The organism is Alteromonas sp. AWJ4_199 (assembly GCF_056159165.1).
Genome location: NZ_JBSWUR010000001.1, coordinates 2,843,765 through 2,859,576, shown reverse-complemented (window position 1 = coordinate 2,859,576; position 15,812 = coordinate 2,843,765). Strand labels below are relative to the sequence as shown.

At 44.5% G+C, this 15,812-nt stretch carries 21 protein-coding genes; all 21 read right to left on the bottom strand.

Annotated features, from left to right (window positions below):
- Window positions 1-35: 35 nt before the first annotated feature.
- The 21 genes from ACXAER_RS12550 to ACXAER_RS12450 all read right to left on the bottom strand — a co-directional run bounded on the left by ACXAER_RS12550 (window position 36) and on the right by ACXAER_RS12450 (window position 15,675).
- Window positions 36-1,442, bottom strand: a complete 1,407-nt coding sequence (locus ACXAER_RS12550) for a mannose-1-phosphate guanylyltransferase/mannose-6-phosphate isomerase (RefSeq protein ID WP_474829666.1) — start codon at window positions 1,440-1,442, stop codon at window positions 36-38.
- 222 nt (window positions 1,443-1,664) lie between these two features.
- Window positions 1,665-3,020 carry a flagellin N-terminal helical domain-containing protein gene (locus ACXAER_RS12545; protein WP_474829664.1) on the bottom strand — a complete coding sequence of 452 codons (1,356 nt, stop codon included), beginning with the start codon at window positions 3,018-3,020 and terminating at the stop codon, window positions 1,665-1,667.
- A 264-nt stretch (window positions 3,021-3,284) separates the two neighbouring features.
- A complete protein-coding gene (gene rplQ, locus ACXAER_RS12540; RefSeq protein ID WP_012519212.1) occupies window positions 3,285-3,686 on the bottom strand; it encodes a 50S ribosomal protein L17 in 402 nt (133 codons plus the stop codon).
- A 41-nt stretch (window positions 3,687-3,727) separates the two neighbouring features.
- Complete coding sequence (locus ACXAER_RS12535; RefSeq protein ID WP_039217818.1) at window positions 3,728-4,717, bottom strand: DNA-directed RNA polymerase subunit alpha; 990 nt, start codon at window positions 4,715-4,717, stop codon at window positions 3,728-3,730.
- 19 nt (window positions 4,718-4,736) lie between these two features.
- Complete coding sequence (rpsD, locus tag ACXAER_RS12530; RefSeq protein ID WP_012519214.1) at window positions 4,737-5,357, bottom strand: 30S ribosomal protein S4; 621 nt, start codon at window positions 5,355-5,357, stop codon at window positions 4,737-4,739.
- A gap of 24 nt (window positions 5,358-5,381) precedes the next feature.
- Entirely contained in the window at window positions 5,382-5,774 is a 393-nt protein-coding gene (gene rpsK / locus ACXAER_RS12525; protein WP_012519215.1) for a 30S ribosomal protein S11, read from the bottom strand.
- 14 nt (window positions 5,775-5,788) lie between these two features.
- Window positions 5,789-6,145 (bottom strand): 30S ribosomal protein S13, encoded by a 357-nt coding sequence (gene rpsM / locus ACXAER_RS12520; RefSeq protein WP_012519216.1) that lies wholly within the window; start codon window positions 6,143-6,145, stop codon window positions 5,789-5,791.
- A gap of 175 nt (window positions 6,146-6,320) precedes the next feature.
- Entirely contained in the window at window positions 6,321-6,437 is a 117-nt protein-coding gene (gene rpmJ, locus ACXAER_RS12515) for a 50S ribosomal protein L36 (protein ID WP_012519217.1), read from the bottom strand.
- A gap of 38 nt (window positions 6,438-6,475) precedes the next feature.
- On the bottom strand, window positions 6,476-7,795 hold the full coding sequence (gene secY, locus ACXAER_RS12510) for a preprotein translocase subunit SecY (protein WP_012519218.1): 1,320 nt from the start codon (window positions 7,793-7,795) through the stop codon (window positions 6,476-6,478).
- 5 nt (window positions 7,796-7,800) lie between these two features.
- The gene (gene rplO, locus ACXAER_RS12505) at window positions 7,801-8,235 is read right to left on the bottom strand and encodes a 50S ribosomal protein L15 (protein WP_012519219.1); all 435 of its coding nucleotides are present in this window, start codon (window positions 8,233-8,235) and stop codon (window positions 7,801-7,803) included.
- A 3-nt stretch (window positions 8,236-8,238) separates the two neighbouring features.
- Window positions 8,239-8,418 (bottom strand): 50S ribosomal protein L30, encoded by a 180-nt coding sequence (gene rpmD / locus ACXAER_RS12500; RefSeq protein ID WP_014950907.1) that lies wholly within the window; start codon window positions 8,416-8,418, stop codon window positions 8,239-8,241.
- 6 nt (window positions 8,419-8,424) lie between these two features.
- Window positions 8,425-8,925 (bottom strand): 30S ribosomal protein S5, encoded by a 501-nt coding sequence (gene rpsE / locus ACXAER_RS12495; RefSeq protein ID WP_012519221.1) that lies wholly within the window; start codon window positions 8,923-8,925, stop codon window positions 8,425-8,427.
- A gap of 9 nt (window positions 8,926-8,934) precedes the next feature.
- Window positions 8,935-9,288, bottom strand: coding sequence for a 50S ribosomal protein L18 (rplR, locus tag ACXAER_RS12490; protein WP_014950908.1), 354 nt, complete (start codon window positions 9,286-9,288; stop codon window positions 8,935-8,937).
- A 12-nt stretch (window positions 9,289-9,300) separates the two neighbouring features.
- Complete coding sequence (gene rplF / locus ACXAER_RS12485; RefSeq protein ID WP_334059908.1) at window positions 9,301-9,834, bottom strand: 50S ribosomal protein L6; 534 nt, start codon at window positions 9,832-9,834, stop codon at window positions 9,301-9,303.
- A 13-nt stretch (window positions 9,835-9,847) separates the two neighbouring features.
- Window positions 9,848-10,240: a 30S ribosomal protein S8 gene (rpsH, locus tag ACXAER_RS12480; protein ID WP_012519224.1), complete on the bottom strand. Its 393-nt coding sequence runs from the start codon at window positions 10,238-10,240 to the stop codon at window positions 9,848-9,850.
- 13 nt (window positions 10,241-10,253) lie between these two features.
- Window positions 10,254-10,559: a 30S ribosomal protein S14 gene (gene rpsN, locus ACXAER_RS12475; RefSeq protein WP_012519225.1), complete on the bottom strand. Its 306-nt coding sequence runs from the start codon at window positions 10,557-10,559 to the stop codon at window positions 10,254-10,256.
- 12 nt (window positions 10,560-10,571) lie between these two features.
- Window positions 10,572-11,111: a 50S ribosomal protein L5 gene (gene rplE, locus ACXAER_RS12470; RefSeq protein WP_012519226.1), complete on the bottom strand. Its 540-nt coding sequence runs from the start codon at window positions 11,109-11,111 to the stop codon at window positions 10,572-10,574.
- A 17-nt stretch (window positions 11,112-11,128) separates the two neighbouring features.
- The gene (gene rplX, locus ACXAER_RS12465; protein WP_014950912.1) at window positions 11,129-11,443 is read right to left on the bottom strand and encodes a 50S ribosomal protein L24; all 315 of its coding nucleotides are present in this window, start codon (window positions 11,441-11,443) and stop codon (window positions 11,129-11,131) included.
- Window positions 11,444-11,455: 12 nt separating this feature from the next.
- Window positions 11,456-11,824, bottom strand: coding sequence for a 50S ribosomal protein L14 (rplN, locus tag ACXAER_RS12460; protein ID WP_012519228.1), 369 nt, complete (start codon window positions 11,822-11,824; stop codon window positions 11,456-11,458).
- Between the two features lie 220 nt (window positions 11,825-12,044).
- On the bottom strand, window positions 12,045-14,147 hold the full coding sequence (locus ACXAER_RS12455; RefSeq protein ID WP_474829659.1) for a GAF domain-containing hybrid sensor histidine kinase/response regulator: 2,103 nt from the start codon (window positions 14,145-14,147) through the stop codon (window positions 12,045-12,047).
- A gap of 133 nt (window positions 14,148-14,280) precedes the next feature.
- Window positions 14,281-15,675 carry a DUF4397 domain-containing protein gene (locus ACXAER_RS12450; RefSeq protein WP_474829657.1) on the bottom strand — a complete coding sequence of 465 codons (1,395 nt, stop codon included), beginning with the start codon at window positions 15,673-15,675 and terminating at the stop codon, window positions 14,281-14,283.
- Window positions 15,676-15,812 lie beyond the last annotated feature (137 nt).

Below are 15,812 nucleotides of genomic sequence, written 5' to 3'. Positions count from 1 at the left end.
CACCTTACGGTGCTTTTTTGAAATATTATTCTGATTTATTTGGCAACGCGCCCATATCTATCAGAAAAACGCACAATATCGTCTTCACCAAGATATGCACCTGACTGCACTTCAATAAGCTCTAGAGGGATCTTTCCAGGGTTTTCTAACGCATGAACCGCACCAATAGGAATGTAGACCGACTCGTTTTCTGTAACTAGCTGAGTTTCTTCATTGATGGTTACGTTTGCACTGCCCGATACTACAATCCAGTGTTCAGCGCGGTGGTGATGCATTTGAACAGATAGTTTCTCACCAGGCTTAACCGTAATGCGTTTAACTTGGAAACGCGCACCGCTGTCGATAGAGTCATAGCTTCCCCATGGACGGAATACTTCACGATGGAACTCAAACTCTGGACGATGCTCTGCTTTAAGTTTGTTCACTACAGTTTTAATGCTTTGTGCATCGTCTTTGTTAGCCACCATTACAGCATCTTTGGTTTCTACTACAATAACGTCTTCTAGCCCAATTACAGATACCAGGCGCTGCTCAGCATTTACATAACTGTTCTTGGTATTTTCTAGGATTGTATCGCCTACAGTAGCGTTGCCGTTTTCATCTTTCTCTGCAGTTTCCCACAGTGAAGACCAGCTACCTACATCGCTCCAACCTGCGTCTAATGGAACCATGGCAGCGCTATCCGTTTTTTCCATTACCGCGTAATCGATTGAATCGTCTGGACAAGTCGCAAATATGTCGTGGTCAACACGGATGAAATCTAAATCTGGTGTTTCTGTATCGATAGCACTCTTACACACGTCTAGCATTTCAGGGTTATATTTCTTTAGCTCTTCCAAATAACGGCTTGCTTTAAACATAAACATGCCGCTATTCCAGTAGTAACTGCCAGAATCTACATACTCTTTTGCGGTTTCCAAAGCAGGCTTTTCTACAAACTGTGCTACTTCAAAACCTTCGCCCATTTGCTCTCCAGCTTTGATGTAACCATATCCTGTGTGCGGCTGATCTGGAACAATACCGAAGGTGACGAGTTTACCCTGCTCTGCAAGCTTTTCGGCTTTAGCAATAGCAGTGTGGAATGCTTGGTTGTCTTTGATAAGGTGATCTGCAGCTAGGACAAGGAGAACAGGGTCTTCGCCATTAATGGTGGCGTGTAGTGCAGCGAGTGCTATTGCCGGAGCTGTATTGCGACCAACAGGCTCTAAAAGAATTCCGCCATGCTGTATATCCTTTTGACGAAGCTGTTCTGCAACCAAAAAGCGATGTGCATCATTACAAATAAAAATTGGATTCTGTGCTGGCGTGCCTTTTAAGCGAGTTATTGTGTCTTGAAGCATAGTGCTGTCGGACGTAAGAGACAAAAACTGCTTTGGAAGCGCTGCACGAGACTTTGGCCATAAACGACTACCTGAGCCGCCAGCTAATACTACTGGTTTCATTTGTAATATCCTTGATGTGTGGGTTCTGTGCCCACGTCCTGTTATTTATATATTCTCTGTTTAGTATACAAAGGTTTGTATTACGATTAAATGGCAAAGTTATGTTGTATTACAACTGAAGCATTAATAACTAGTACTTTCAAGCGCTCGGTTTGTGCTATTAAGAGTAATCACTAGCCATTGAGGTTTGGGGGGACAGAGCTATGACTTTAACAGCACTATTCACGCGCTTTGACTTACAGTCCCATTCAACAAGCCCAAAACCTGCTCATCACTGGACTGAGCCTGGGCCCGAACAGAAATGCTCGCTTGTTCAACTATTTGCGCCTGTGTGGATTGAGCAGTTTCTTCAGCAAAATCAGTATCGAGGATTTGAGAACGGGCCGCCATTAAGCCTTCGTGCATACGGTCATTTAGTTTGAGCGCTGACTCCATTTGATTCATTTTTGCGCCATAAAACGCTCGGCTTTCGCTTACATACTCTAATGCATCATCAATTTGCTGTAACGCCGCTTCTGCATTTTCAAAAGTAAGCACATCGCTTTCCACCATATTTAGATCAGATAAACCCACTGGCGTTTTAGTTAAGTTTATAAAGTCTGTTCCATCGCTTAACGAGTTAGTAGCAGTAATATCCACAGGACCCGCTTCAAAACTGTTTCCACCGCTTCCGGCAGCACCTAACATATCCCAATCTACTGTGGCATCAAATACACCTCGCCCCACTACTGCGATAATGAGCGGCGCGCTAGTGTTATCAATGGTTAAACTTTCTGTTGTTACGCCTGGGTGTTGGTCACCTGAGAAGGTGAATGTTGTTCCGTTAATCGTACCAGAACCATTTGTAATCAATGAACTACCATCGTAGCTTGCTGTGGGTGCATACCCTTCTTCAGGTAAGAATAGAAAACGTTTGACGTCACTCGTTGAATTTACGTTATTATTGCTCCACACATTATCAGATAGTGGGGTGCCAACTAGGTGCCTACCACTTGTTGTGAATACCTGCAGATCATCGTCTGCTGAAAAGCTATCAATACCTATGGATATATTTGTTGAACCAGCGGGAATATACGCTATCGAGCGTAAGCCACTGCTCAATCTCGTTGTATTGCCCTTTACGAAGGTATCGCCTATTGAAGGTACGTTATCAGACAATAAGTCGTTATCACCTAGCAAAGGCAATCGGTTAAACGCTTCGGTATTGTAGGCTATTCCATTGAGTGCGTTTTTTAATTGCTGAAATTCTCTATCTAGTGCACGCCTATCTGAATCAGTATTAATGCCGTTTTGTGACTGCATGGCTAATTGCCGCATACGCTGTAATATATCGGCAGATTCTTGCAGCCCGCCTTCCGCTATTTGTGCATAACTAATGCCGTCGTTTAAGTTTCTTCGCAACTGGTTTTTCGCCAAAGATTCCGACGTTAACCGGTTTGATATCTGTAAACCTGCACTGTCATCTGCAGCACTATTTATTCTAAGCCCTGAACTTAGCCGTTCATACGCTGTAGACAGTGTTTTACTGAACACAGGGTTTGAAGATAGCGACTGCGTAAATGATGAAACGGTTAACATAAACTTCCTTGCTATGAAAAACTTAGACTCATGAATTACGACAGCTTCGCAGTGAACGGTATTTGCAATGCGCGGTTTGAATACTTACTTGAAGCTTTTTGCAAACAACAAGCCAAAGTGATGAATAGATGTTTAAAAAGTAGATTTAATTGCTTGGTACAAAAACAATGGAGTCAGAGTTGTGACTCTGACCCCATTATTCTTTGGGCACAAAAAAAGGGGCCTGAGTTTTCACTCAGGCCCCTTTTTCTAATCGAGTATTAATTACTCTTCAGTTGCTTCTACTGCTTCTTCTTCAGCTTCTACAACTGGACGGTCAACTAGCTCAACATATGCCATTGGGGCATTGTCGCCAGCACGGAAACCGCATTTAAGAATGCGAGTGTAACCGCCTGGGCGAGCTTCGTAACGAGGACCAAGCTCGTTGAATAGTTTACCTACAACCTCTTTGTCACCAGTGCGGGCAAAAGCTAGACGGCGGTTTGCAACGCTGTCTTCTTTAGCCATAGTGATTAGAGGCTCGATTACGCGACGTAATTCTTTCGCTTTTGGTAACGTAGTTTTGATCACTTCGTGCTTGACCAAAGAACCGGCCATGTTTTTGAACATAGCTTGACGATGGCTGCTGTTGCGATTCAACTGACGACCACTCTTACGATGGCGCATAGTTTTATCCTTCTCTACAAATCAGTTTGATAAAAACCTGATTAATCTTTTTCAGCGATGCTCTCTGGCGGCCAGTTTTCTAGGCGCATACCTAGAGAAAGACCACGAGATGCTAGAACATCTTTGATTTCAGTTAGCGATTTCTTACCAAGGTTTGGCGTTTTAAGTAGCTCAACCTCAGTGCGCTGTACCAGGTCACCAATGTACTGGATAGCTTCTGCTTTCAAACAGTTTGCAGAACGTACTGTTAGCTCTAGGTCATCTACTGGACGAAGCAGAATCGGATCGAATTCTGGCTTCTCTTCTTTCGCTTCTGGCTCAGATACATCACGTAGGTCTACGAATGCATCTAGCTGTTCAGCTAGGATAGTAGCAGAACGGCGGATCGCTTCTTCAGGATCCAAAGTACCGTTCGTCTCCATGTCGATGATTAGTTTGTCTAGGTCTGTGCGTTGTTCAACACGAGCAGACTCTACACTGTAAGCAATACGTTCAACTGGGCTGTATGAAGCGTCTACTAACAAACGACCAATTGGACGATCATCTTCTTCAGAGGAGCGACGGGTAGAAGCTGGTACATAACCACGGCCCATTTCTACTTTAATGCGCATGCTGATTTCAGCTTCGCCAGTTAAAGTACAAATTACATGCTCAGGGTTTGCAATTTCTACGTCGCCATCATGCTGAATATCACCAGCAACAACAGGGCCAGCGCCAGATTTCACTAGAGTTAGGGTTGCCTCAGTTTTACCTTCAAGGCGAACCGCTAAACCTTTAAGGTTTAGCAAAATCTCGATTACGTCTTCCTGAACACCTTCTTTGGTGCTGTACTCGTGAAGAACGCCGTCAATTTCTACCTCGGTAACTGCACATCCTGGCATAGATGACAGTAAAATACGACGTAGGGCGTTACCTAGAGTGTGGCCAAAGCCGCGCTCTAGTGGTTCCAAAGTTACTTTGGCACGAGTAGGAGAAACGTTTTCGATCTCAACTAATCTCGGTTTTAGGAATTCAGTCACAGAACCCACAATGCTTCCTCTTTAGTTAGCTTTACTTAGAGTAAAGTTCGACGATCAACTGTTCGTTAATTTCCGCAGACAGGTCAGTTCTTTCAGGAACGCGCTTGAAAGTGCCTTCCATTTTGCTGCTGTCTACTTCAATCCAGGTTGGCTTCTCACGTTGGTCAGCCAGTTCCAAAGCAGCAACGATACGCGCTTGCTTTTTAGCCTTTTCACGAACAGAAACCACGTCTTCGGCAGAAACGTTAAACGATGGGATGTTCACAACTTGACCATTTACCATGATCGCCTTGTGGCTAACTAGCTGACGTGCTTCAGCACGAGTGCTAGCGAAACCCATACGGTAAACTACGTTATCAAGACGCTGTTCTAAAAGCTGTAGCAAGTTTTCACCTGTGTTGCCTTTTAGACGTGCAGCTTCTTTATAGTAGTTGCGGAATTGTTTTTCCAGAACGCCGTACATACGACGAACTTTTTGTTTTTCACGCAGCTGAACACCGTAGTCAGACAGACGGCCACGACGGGCACCGTGCTGACCAGGCGCTGTATCGATTTTACATTTAGAATCGATTGCGCGAACGCCGCTTTTTAGGAACAGGTCAGTTCCTTCGCGACGGCTAAGTTTGAGTTTAGGACCCAAATATCTTGCCATGATCTTTCTCCAACTGTCCGTCGATTAAACGCGACGTTTTTTCGGTGGACGACAACCGTTGTGAGGAATAGGGGTCACATCGGTAATGTTTGTGATCTTATAACCTGTAGCGTTAAGAGCACGGATCGCAGACTCACGGCCTGGACCTGGACCTTTAACGAATACTTCAAGGTTCTTAAGACCGTATTCTTGTGCAGCAACACCTGCACGCTCAGCAGCTACCTGTGCAGCAAATGGGGTAGATTTACGTGAACCACGGAAACCAGAACCACCAGATGTCGCCCATGCTAGTGCATTGCCTGAACGGTCTGTAATAGTCACAATTGTGTTGTTGAAAGACGCATGGATATGAGCCATACCGTCTGCAACCTGACGTTTAGCGCGCTTACGCGTGCTACGAGCTGGTGCTTTAGCCATAACTTACTCCCCGTTTACTTCTTAATTGGCTTACGAGGACCTTTACGGGTACGCGCATTAGTTTTAGTGCGCTGACCACGTAGAGGCAAGCTACGACGGTGGCGAATACCACGGAAGCAACCCAGGTCCATCAAACGTTTGATGCTCATAGAGACTTCACGGCGTAGATCACCTTCAACGGTGAATTTAGCCACTTCGTCACGAAGCTTATCAATAGTAGCTTCGTCTAGCTCTTTGATTTTTGTATTTTCTGCAACACCAGCACCCGCACAAATGCTTTTCGCACGTGTGGGACCAACGCCATAGATCGCTTGGATAGCGATTACAGCATGCTTGTGCTCAGGAATGTTAATGCCAGCGATACGGGCCATTAACAGCACTCCTCTTGTTTATTTGTCGACGACCTAAAAAGCCCGATAGGATACTTACCCGTCGACTAAATTGCAAATTAAGGTTCAAAATACTTTTAAACAAAACTAGCAGAACCTGACAAGTATAATTCAGGTTCTGCTCACTTAGTCTTGCAAATATTCTGTTCCGCTTTGATTAGCCCTGACGCTGCTTATGCTTTGGGTCAGAACTGCAAATTACACGCACAACACCGTTGCGCTTGATAACTTTACAGTTACGGCAAATCTTTTTTACTGATGCACGAACTTTCATTACATCTTTCCCCTTTCTATCAATATTAAGGGGCTAACTTATCGGCCGTAGCCTTTAAGGTTAGCTTTCTTCAGCACAGACTCATATTGACTAGACATCAAATGTGTCTGTACTTGTGCCATAAAGTCCATGATAACCACCACAATAATTAGAAGCGACGTACCACCGAAGTAGAACGGAACATTCCAAGCGATTAGCATGAATTCAGGCACTAAACAAATAAAGGTTATGTACAGTGCGCCAGCCAGTGTAAGGCGAGTCATTACCTTGTCAATGTATCGTGACGTTTGCTCACCCGGGCGGATGCCTGGGATGAACGCGCCAGACTTCTTCAAGTTATCTGCTGTATCACGCGGGTTGAATACCAACGCCGTGTAGAAGAAGCAGAAGAAGATAATCGCAGCTGCGTATAACATCACGTACAGCGGTTGACCAGGAGATAGCATAAGCGCTACATCTTGCAACCACGCTGTTGATTCATTCTGTCCGAACCATCCTGCGATGGTACCCGGGAACAGAATAATGCTAGAAGCAAAGATTGGTGGAATTACACCAGCAATGTTGACTTTTAGCGGTAAATGGGTGCTTTGCGCAGCAAAAACCTGACGGCCTTGCTGACGTTTTGCGTAGTTTACCACAATTCTGCGCTGTCCGCGCTCTACAAATACAACTAGATATGTAAGAGCAATAACAATTGCGCCAATCAACAGTAGGAACAACAAGTTAATGTCGCCCTGCCTTGCTTGTTCCGCAGTCTGACCTATCGCTGTTGGCAGACCGGCAACAATACCAGCAAAAATCAATATAGAGATACCGTTACCAATACCTCGTTCGGTAATTTGCTCACCTAACCACATAAGGAACATAGTTCCTGTGACTAGACTCACCACTGCCGTAAAGTAGAATCCGAAGCCAGGGTTTATCACCAATCCATTAATCAGGTTAGGCAAACCAGTCGAAATTCCAATAGATTGGAAGATAGCCAATACAAGCGTTAGATAACGCGTGTACTGACTAATTTTACGACGGCCTGCTTCGCCTTCTTTTTTAAGCTCCACCATCGGTGGGTGAACCACCGAGAGCAACTGCATGATAATGGATGCAGTAATGTATGGCATAATGCCCAAAGCCAGAACGGATGCACGCTCAAGCGCACCACCAGAGAACATGTTAAACATTTCTACAATGGTGCCTTTTTGTTGCTCGAACAAGTCAGCAAGTACCGCTGGATCGATGCCAGGGATAGGAACATAAGAACCTAGTCTGAATACAACAATCGCACCAAGTACGAACAACAATCTTGCCTTAAGCTCACTCAAGCCGCTTTTAGCGCCTGAATCCAATCCTGGTTTAGCCATCTAGCTTATTCCTCTACTTTACCGCCAGCAGCTTCAATCGCTTCTTTAGCGCCTTTAGTAACCTTTAACCCGCTTACTGTAACAGCGCGTGAAACTTCACCGCTCTTTACAACTTTAACGAACTGGATTTCTTTCTTAACAAGTCCAGCTGCTTTTAAAGTCTCAAGAGACGCAGTATCACCATCAACCTTCGCGATTTCAGCAAGAGTTACTTGATCAGTAACAAAGCTCTTGCGTGAAGTGAAACCGAACTTCGGAAGACGACGCTGGATAGGCATCTGACCACCTTCGAATCCTGGCTTTACACGGCCACCTGAACGGCTTTTTTGACCTTTGTGACCTACGCCACCTGTTTTACCAAGACCTGAGCCGATACCACGACCAGAACGCTTACCAGTAGGCTTTGAACCTTCGGCTGGAGAAATTGTATTTAAACGCATGTCTTACTCCTCCACTATCTCAACCATGTAATATACACGGTTGATCATGCCACGAACGGCTGGGGTATCTTCCAGTTCACGAACATGGTTGATTTTACGAAGGCCTAAACCTTTAAGCGTAGCTTTGTGCTTTGGCAAGCGGCCAATTGCACTTTTAGTTTGCTTTACTTTAATCGTTGCCATGTCTGATTACCCCAAAATTTCTTCTACAGACAATCCACGCTTCGCAGCAACTTTCGCCGGGCTATTCATTTCTGTTAGCGCGTTGATTGTTGCACGTACAACGTTGATTGGGTTTGTAGAGCCGTAACATTTTGAAAGTACGTTTTGTACACCAGCTACTTCAAGTACTGCACGCATCGCACCACCGGCAATAATACCGGTACCTTCAGATGCTGGCTGCATGTAAACTTTAGAGCCAGAGTGACGACCTTTAATCGGGTGCTGTAACGTGTGACCGTTAAGGTCTACGTCAACCATGTTGCGACGTGCCTTTTCCATTGCTTTTTGGATTGCAGCAGGAACTTCACGTGCCTTACCGTAACCAAAACCAACGCGACCGTTACCGTCACCCACTACTGTCAATGCAGTGAAACTAAAGATACGACCACCTTTAACCACTTTAGAAACGCGGTTTACAGCGATCAATTTCTCTAGAAATTCACCATTTTGAACGTCTTGTTTAGCCATTATAAACTCCTAGAACTGAAGACCAGCTTCGCGAGCTGCATCAGCTAATGCTTTAACGCGACCGTGGTATTGGAAACCACTACGATCGAAAGCCACTGTTTTAATGCCTTTCTCAAGCGCGCGCTCTGCGATTGCTTTACCGACTACCGTCGCTGCTTCAGCGTTACCTGTAGACTTAAGATCTTTTGCAAGATCTTTCTCAACAGTTGAAGCCGCTGCCAACACTTCAGAACCGCAAGGAGCGATTAACTGAGCGTAGATGTGGCGAGGTGTACGGTTAACTACCAAGCGATGCGCGGCCAGTTCACGAATTTTTGCTCGTGCGCGAGTAGCGCGACGAATGCGAGCTGTTTTCTTATCCATCGTATCACCCACCTACTTTTTCTTAGCTTCTTTACGACGTACGTGTTCGTCAGCGTAACGTACACCTTTACCTTTGTAAGGCTCTGGTGGACGGTAACCACGAATGTTCGCCGCAACCTGACCAACCACCTGCTTATCGGCGCCTTTAACGACGATTTCAGTTTGGCTAGGAGTTTCAACCGTAATGCCTTCAGGCATTTCGTATACTACAGGGTGAGAGAAACCTAGTGTAAGGTTTAGCTTGGCACCTTGTGCTTGTGCACGGTAACCAACACCTAACAATGTAAGTTTTTTCTCGAAACCTTCTGAAACACCTTGAACCATTGCGTTTAGGATAGAGCGAGCAGTACCTGCTTGTGCCCAGCTGTCAGCGAAACCTTCACGTGGAAGTGCTTTAAGTTGGTTCTCTTCCTGTGCAACTTCTACAGCGTCGTTGAAAACGCGGGTCAAAGTGCCTTTACTACCTTTAACAGTAACTTCTTGACCAGAGATAGAAACTTCTACACCTGATACAACGTCTACTGGGGCTTTTGCTATACGTGACATTTCAACTCCTCCGTTATGCTACATAACCGATGATCTCACCGCCCATGCCAGCGTTACGCGCTGCACGGTCAGTCATCACACCTTTAGAAGTCGACACGATAGCTACGCCTAAACCACCCATAACTTTTGGAAGCTCATCTTTTTTCTTATAGATGCGCAGACCAGGACGGCTTACACGTTCGATAGTGTCAATTACTTGCTTGCCTTCGAAGTACTTAAGTGTAACTTCTAAAACAGGCTTAACGTCACCAGAAGCAGCGAAGTCAGTGATATAACCTTCTGCTTTCAATACTTCACAGATTGCAACGCGAAGTTTTGAAGAAGGCATAGTCACAGAAACTTTCTGTGCCATCTGGCCGTTACGGATGCGGGTAAACATATCCGCGATAGGATCTTGCATGCTCATTATCAGCTACTCCTTACCAGCTGGCTTTCTTAAGGCCAGGGACTTCACCGCGCATCGCTGCTTCGCGAAGCTTAATACGGCTAAGACCGAATTTGCGTAGGTAACCATGTGGACGACCAGTTACACGGCAACGGTTACGTTGACGTGAAGAACTAGAGTCACGTGGCAGTTGTTGTAGCTTCAGAACAGCGTCCCAACGCTCTTCTTCAGAAACGTTAACATCGCTGATAATCGCTTTAAGTGCGGCGCGCTTCTCAGCATACTTAGCTACTAGCTTAGTACGCTTCGCTTCGCGTGCCTTCATTGATTCTTTTGCCATAACCCTACACCCCTACTTTTTGAATGGGAAGTTAAACGCGTCCAGCAGAGCACGTGCTTCGTCATTAGTATTCGCACTGGTAGTGATAGTAATATCCATACCGCGAACCTTATCCACTTTATCGAAATCGATTTCAGGGAAAATGATTTGCTCACGCACGCCCATGCTGTAGTTACCACGTCCGTCGAATGATTTAGGATTCAAACCACGGAAATCGCGAACACGTGGAATAGCGATTGAAATCAAACGCTCTAGGAATTCCCACATACGCTCGCCGCGTAGGGTTACTTTACAGCCAATCGGATAACCTTCACGGATTTTAAAACCCGCTACTGATTTTCTAGCAACTGTAACAACAGGCTTCTGACCGGCGATAGCCGTCATGTCAGCTTGAGCATTCTCAAGTACCTTTTTGTCAGCAACTGCTTCACCTAAACCCATGTTTAGAGTGATTTTTTCAATCCGAGGGACTTGCATGACGCTTTTGTATCCGAACTGCTTAGCAAGTTCAGCTACTACTGTTTCTTTATAGAAATCATGCAGTTTCGCCATCGTACTCTCCAATATAATTAAACAAGTTCGCCGTTAGACTTGAAGAAACGTACTTTCTTCTCATCTTCGAAACGGAAACCAACGCGATCTGCTTTGCCCGTTGCCGGGTTAACAATCGCAACATTAGAAACGTGAATAGAAGCTTCTTTCTCAACGATGCCACCAGCTACGCCCAGTTGTGGGTTTGGCTTAGTGTGCTTCTTGACAAGATTAACGCCTTCTACAATTACACGGTTATCAGCAATAAGCACTTTAAGGACTTTGCCTTGTTTGCCTTTGTCTTTACCCGCTAATACGACTACTTCATCATCACGACGAATTTTATTAGCCATTATCGTGACTCCTTATAGTACCTCTGGGGCCAATGAGATGATTTTCATGAAGTTTTCACTTCTCAACTCACGGGTAACCGGGCCAAAGATACGCGTACCAATTGGTTGCTTGTTAGCATTAAGCATAACAGCCGCGTTACCGTCAAAACGAATGGTAGAACCATCTGCACGACGAACGCCTTTTCTAGTACGCACCACCACTGCATTCAGTACGTCACCTTTTTTAACTTTACCGCGAGGAATTGCTTCCTTAACAGTAACTTTGATGATGTCACCGATACCTGCATAACGGCGATGCGAGCCACCAAGAACCTTAATACACTGAACCCTGCGAGCGCCGCTGTTGTCTGCAACGTCCAGGTTAGTTTGCATTTGGATCATGTTAGTGCTCCGCTCTTAAATTAAGACTCTCCCGAGTCGTTAGTGCTGCTAAAAACAACTGGATGTCGTTGCTTTTATGTACATACCCCCATAAAAAGGGCGCGAAATAATAACAGAAAACTTTGGGAAGTGATAGCGGTAAATTGAATTATTTTTAAACTATGTGAGCAATAAAAAAGCCCCGACTAAAAGCCGGGGCTGATAACCACGTCATAGGTTATCAAGCAGGATCTTTTAGCGCAGAAACCTTGTTTTCAAACTGCTTACTTAAGTGCCGAAAAACACATTCTTTTAAACGGCTTACACCAACAGGTTTAGATATGAAGTCGTCCATGCCAGATTTCAAGCATTTTTCTTTATCGCCAGTTAAGACATTAGCGGTCAACGCTATTATCGGTACTTTAGCGGCCTCGTGATGTAAATTCCGTATATGCTGAGTTGCTTCTAATCCATCCATAATCGGCATGTGGCAATCCATGAGTATAATGTCGTATGGTTTCTTTTCCGCAATAGAACGCTCCACTTTTTTTAACGCTTCTTTGCCATTAACAGCCAAGTCACTCTCGAGACCTATTTCGCGTAGCTGTTCCTTTATCACCAGCTGGTTAATTTCGTTATCTTCAACTATTAGCGCTTTGACCCTACTCAGCTCTTCCCTACTTGGGGTATAAACGAAATCTCGGCCAAACGTTTTATTTGCCACTACGTTTGCATCGTCTAACGTTAATGTTGCAGCAAAGCGCGCACCAATGCCTAGTTCACTGCTGACTTCAATTTTACCGTTGTAATGCTCAACAATTTGTTTCACGATTGATAACCCTAAACCAGTTCCACCAAAACGCCGCATTGTTGAGCTTTCAGCCTGTATGAAGGGCGTGAAAATTATTTTCTGCTGCTGAGCACTGATACCGATTCCCGAATCGGTCACGATAAGCTTTACGCGGTAACGGCCTTTTCCATATCGCGTACATTTTGCCTCAAGTGTAACGCTCCCCTCTTCGGTAAATTTAAATGCATTGTTGAGAAGATTGATGAGGATCTGACTAACTCTTAGTTTGTCAACAAGAAAGGAAAAACCCTCCACTGCAGCTATATTTACGCTAAACTCCAACCCCTTTTCGTTAGCAAGCCTAGAAAACATTGGGAGTTGCTCTTCAATCGTCTCGGTAAGGCTAGTGGGCGCTTCATCAAACGAAACGTCTCCTGAACCGAATTTAGAATAATCTAAAATCCCGTCCACAATGTTAAGTAAGGCGTCTGCGCTTTGCGATGCGATAGACGCCAACTCAAACTGCTTTGTATTAAGAGGAGTAGCTGTGAGCGCTTCTAGCATTCCCTGTAAGCCGTGAATGGGCGTTCGAATTTCATGGCTCATGTTAGCTAGAAACTCACCTCGCGCTTTAAGAGCGCTTTCTGCTAGTTCACTTTTATGGCGGAGTACTGCTTTGTCTATTTGCATTTGCGTGATATCAACAGTAGCGCCGATCACTTTTACACAACGTCCATTTTCCATTATTGGGTGGGCTCTACTTTCGAGCCATCTCGGCTCTCCGGCGTCGGTTTTCACTTCAACCTCGTAAGCAAAGTCTTGACCTGTTTTTATCATTTTCTGAAACTGATTAACGTAATTTTTTCTCTGTTCTTCACTTACAATAAAATTTACGATTTCCTCTGGCTTCAATACGCGTTCGCTGTGTACATGCAGCATTCGTTTTAACGCACCTGACCACACTACCGAACCGCTATCTACATTCAGTTCCCAAGTACCCACACCAGCTAAATTTGTAATTTGATTAAGTAAAGAGTTTCGCTCTTCTAGAACAACTTTTTGCGCATTCAAATTATTGAGTGCTTGCTGACGCTCCAGTTCGTTACCAATCCATGAGGCTAGAAGTAGGAGGTAATCGGTTTCTAGTGAGCTAAATACCTCTTCTCTTGGAGAGAGCGAAGAAAAGTTAACCGTGCCATAAAACTCGCCAAACACGTATATAGGAGCAGCGAGATAGCTTTTCAGCGTATATTTTTCAAAACACGGGTGGGAAGCGCCAGGTTGGATATCGATGTTATGGTACGAAACCACTGAGCCAGCACTTGCCACATCGGCACAATAGGTATCGCAGAGGGAAAACTTAGCGTCTTCAGATATGTTATTGCCCGGCGTAACCACACTTTGAACGCTGTACTGGTCACCTCGAATATTACTTACAATCCCTGTTTCTAAGCGAAGAATCTCTGTGCCGATACGCAGTAAGTTCTCTAATTTTTCATCTAACAACATAGCCCTGTCGTTAGATATTGTTTGTAGGTCTTGAATAATACTCATGAGGATTGTCGCCCTCCCGGACTGCAAAATAAAAAGGCCAATATTGTTGACTTTGACCTTCTAAATTTATGAGATATTTCAAGAGATGAAAGTTTTAGCCCTCATCAATTAGTATAATAAACATACTAACCTATTAATAAAGCACGTTAATTTCATAACCTGTTGGTGTTTCTGCTGGCTCTACCGTCACGATATAGTTTTCTTCTTCAGTGAAACCAAACAAGGCAGTTCTATCAAGAAGTACCTGCTCCTCGTTATCGTCCTCATACACCGCTATCACTTCGTAATAATCTGAAGGCAGCACTTTGCTGGTGTTTTCTGCAAACTCCAGGTTCTGCACATCGTATTCTGCAGTATCAATGGTTTCGTCGTTTCTTACTAAGTAGAAATCTACGTCATCAAAATCGCTGACTAGGTTTATAAAATTAACGGTTTTATCGTAAGCCTGAGGCAAGCCACTTTCTACAAAGGTTGCGGCACCTAATTGGTTGTTAGTGTTGTAAATAAGAATAGCTTTACTCTCACCCTGGTTAAGAGTAATCAACTTATTGCTAAGCGTTGTAACTGTGCCTGAAGGGTCAGTAACCGTAACGCGGTAGTCGCCATAACGGATGGTGCTAAATTCCGATAGTTCACCTGCAGCAAGCGAAAAGCTCACGTCTTCTTCATCAGTATTGCCACCAAACGTAACCTGCAGTTCAGCATCTAAGTTGGTTGAATTATAAATACGATATTGTGAATCAGCTTCAACGTCGGTTAACGCTGTTACTGTTGAAGAGTTTAGCAGTGTGTCAACCACAAGCCCTTCTTGAATAGCACCACTTACATCACGAAGGGTCATTAGATACTCAGTTTCATAAACGAAATCCAGCGTTTGTGATTCGAATACCACGTCATCGCTACCAGGCTCTGTAAGATAAAGCGTATACTCTCCTTCGTCGAAGTAATCGCTGTCGTCATCAGCATCCCAGTAGTCTAGCTCAATCATATCGCCAGTTGTTACCGTTCCAAGGAAGTTAGCGGCTTCGAAAGGGTCACCTGATTCGCTCATATAAAAATCATACGATGAATCATCTGCGGCCACAGAGAGCGAAAATAGGCGAAAATGGTCCTCCAGTGTTTCACGTTCATACGAGTACGTAGTAAAAGTTGGGTTGCTAAAATCTCCACTCATAACAATGATGGTTTTATAGCCGTTTTTTAAATTTACTGTAATTTCGTCGATATAAACTTCTTGGTCATCAGAATCGGTACGAATGAACTCCAGTTCGTATTCGTCTTCATCCATAGAATACATGGATGTTGCGTCACCAAACTGAGCTGAACCAAAGCTATCTCCATCAACCTCTCGCATTTCTACATTCGCGCCGTTAGGAGAAGCGTTATAAAACTGTATGTACGCATAAGAGTAATCTGAGCTGCTGCTGTCTGAGCCTCCACATGCGGTAAGCCCTAGTAGCGCCACAAGCCCCATTGCCGCTGCACGGAGCCAAGTTCCATGGCGCAAAGAGTGAGAAGTCAATTGCATAAATTGTATGTCCTTTGAAGTTGTTCTTTATTGGTTTAAGACTGTGTTAACGCAAGCAAGCACACGTAACAGCGCTTATATTCGCTCGCACAATACAGCGATATGGCTATCTGAGAAGACGTTAGTTCAGGGCTTTA

Bases quoted from the DNA above. Each gene is read 5' to 3' on its own strand.
- ACXAER_RS12550 (WP_474829666.1), bottom strand. From the start codon at position 1,442: ATGAAACCAGTAGTATTAGCTGGCGGCTCAGGTAGTCGTTTATGGCCA.
- ACXAER_RS12545 (WP_474829664.1), bottom strand. From the start codon at position 3,020: ATGTTAACCGTTTCATCATTTACGCAGTCGCTATCTTCAAACCCTGTG.
- rplQ (WP_012519212.1), bottom strand. From the start codon at position 3,686: ATGCGCCATCGTAAGAGTGGTCGTCAGTTGAATCGCAACAGCAGCCAT.
- rpsD (WP_012519214.1), bottom strand. From the start codon at position 5,357: ATGGCAAGATATTTGGGTCCTAAACTCAAACTTAGCCGTCGCGAAGGA.
- rpsK (WP_012519215.1), bottom strand. From the start codon at position 5,774: ATGGCTAAAGCACCAGCTCGTAGCACGCGTAAGCGCGCTAAACGTCAG.
- rpsM (WP_012519216.1), bottom strand. From the start codon at position 6,145: ATGGCCCGTATCGCTGGCATTAACATTCCTGAGCACAAGCATGCTGTA.
- rpmJ (WP_012519217.1), bottom strand. From the start codon at position 6,437: ATGAAAGTTCGTGCATCAGTAAAAAAGATTTGCCGTAACTGTAAAGTT.
- secY (WP_012519218.1), bottom strand. From the start codon at position 7,795: ATGGCTAAACCAGGATTGGATTCAGGCGCTAAAAGCGGCTTGAGTGAG.
- rplO (WP_012519219.1), bottom strand. From the start codon at position 8,235: ATGCGTTTAAATACAATTTCTCCAGCCGAAGGTTCAAAGCCTACTGGT.
- rpmD (WP_014950907.1), bottom strand. From the start codon at position 8,418: ATGGCAACGATTAAAGTAAAGCAAACTAAAAGTGCAATTGGCCGCTTG.
- rpsE (WP_012519221.1), bottom strand. From the start codon at position 8,925: ATGGCTAAACAAGACGTTCAAAATGGTGAATTTCTAGAGAAATTGATC.
- rplR (WP_014950908.1), bottom strand. From the start codon at position 9,288: ATGGATAAGAAAACAGCTCGCATTCGTCGCGCTACTCGCGCACGAGCA.
- rplF (WP_334059908.1), bottom strand. From the start codon at position 9,834: ATGTCACGTATAGCAAAAGCCCCAGTAGACGTTGTATCAGGTGTAGAA.
- rpsH (WP_012519224.1), bottom strand. From the start codon at position 10,240: ATGAGCATGCAAGATCCTATCGCGGATATGTTTACCCGCATCCGTAAC.
- rpsN (WP_012519225.1), bottom strand. From the start codon at position 10,559: ATGGCAAAAGAATCAATGAAGGCACGCGAAGCGAAGCGTACTAAGCTA.
- rplE (WP_012519226.1), bottom strand. From the start codon at position 11,111: ATGGCGAAACTGCATGATTTCTATAAAGAAACAGTAGTAGCTGAACTT.
- rplX (WP_014950912.1), bottom strand. From the start codon at position 11,443: ATGGCTAATAAAATTCGTCGTGATGATGAAGTAGTCGTATTAGCGGGT.
- rplN (WP_012519228.1), bottom strand. From the start codon at position 11,824: ATGATCCAAATGCAAACTAACCTGGACGTTGCAGACAACAGCGGCGCT.
- ACXAER_RS12455 (WP_474829659.1), bottom strand. From the start codon at position 14,147: ATGAGTATTATTCAAGACCTACAAACAATATCTAACGACAGGGCTATG.
- ACXAER_RS12450 (WP_474829657.1), bottom strand. From the start codon at position 15,675: ATGCAATTGACTTCTCACTCTTTGCGCCATGGAACTTGGCTCCGTGCA.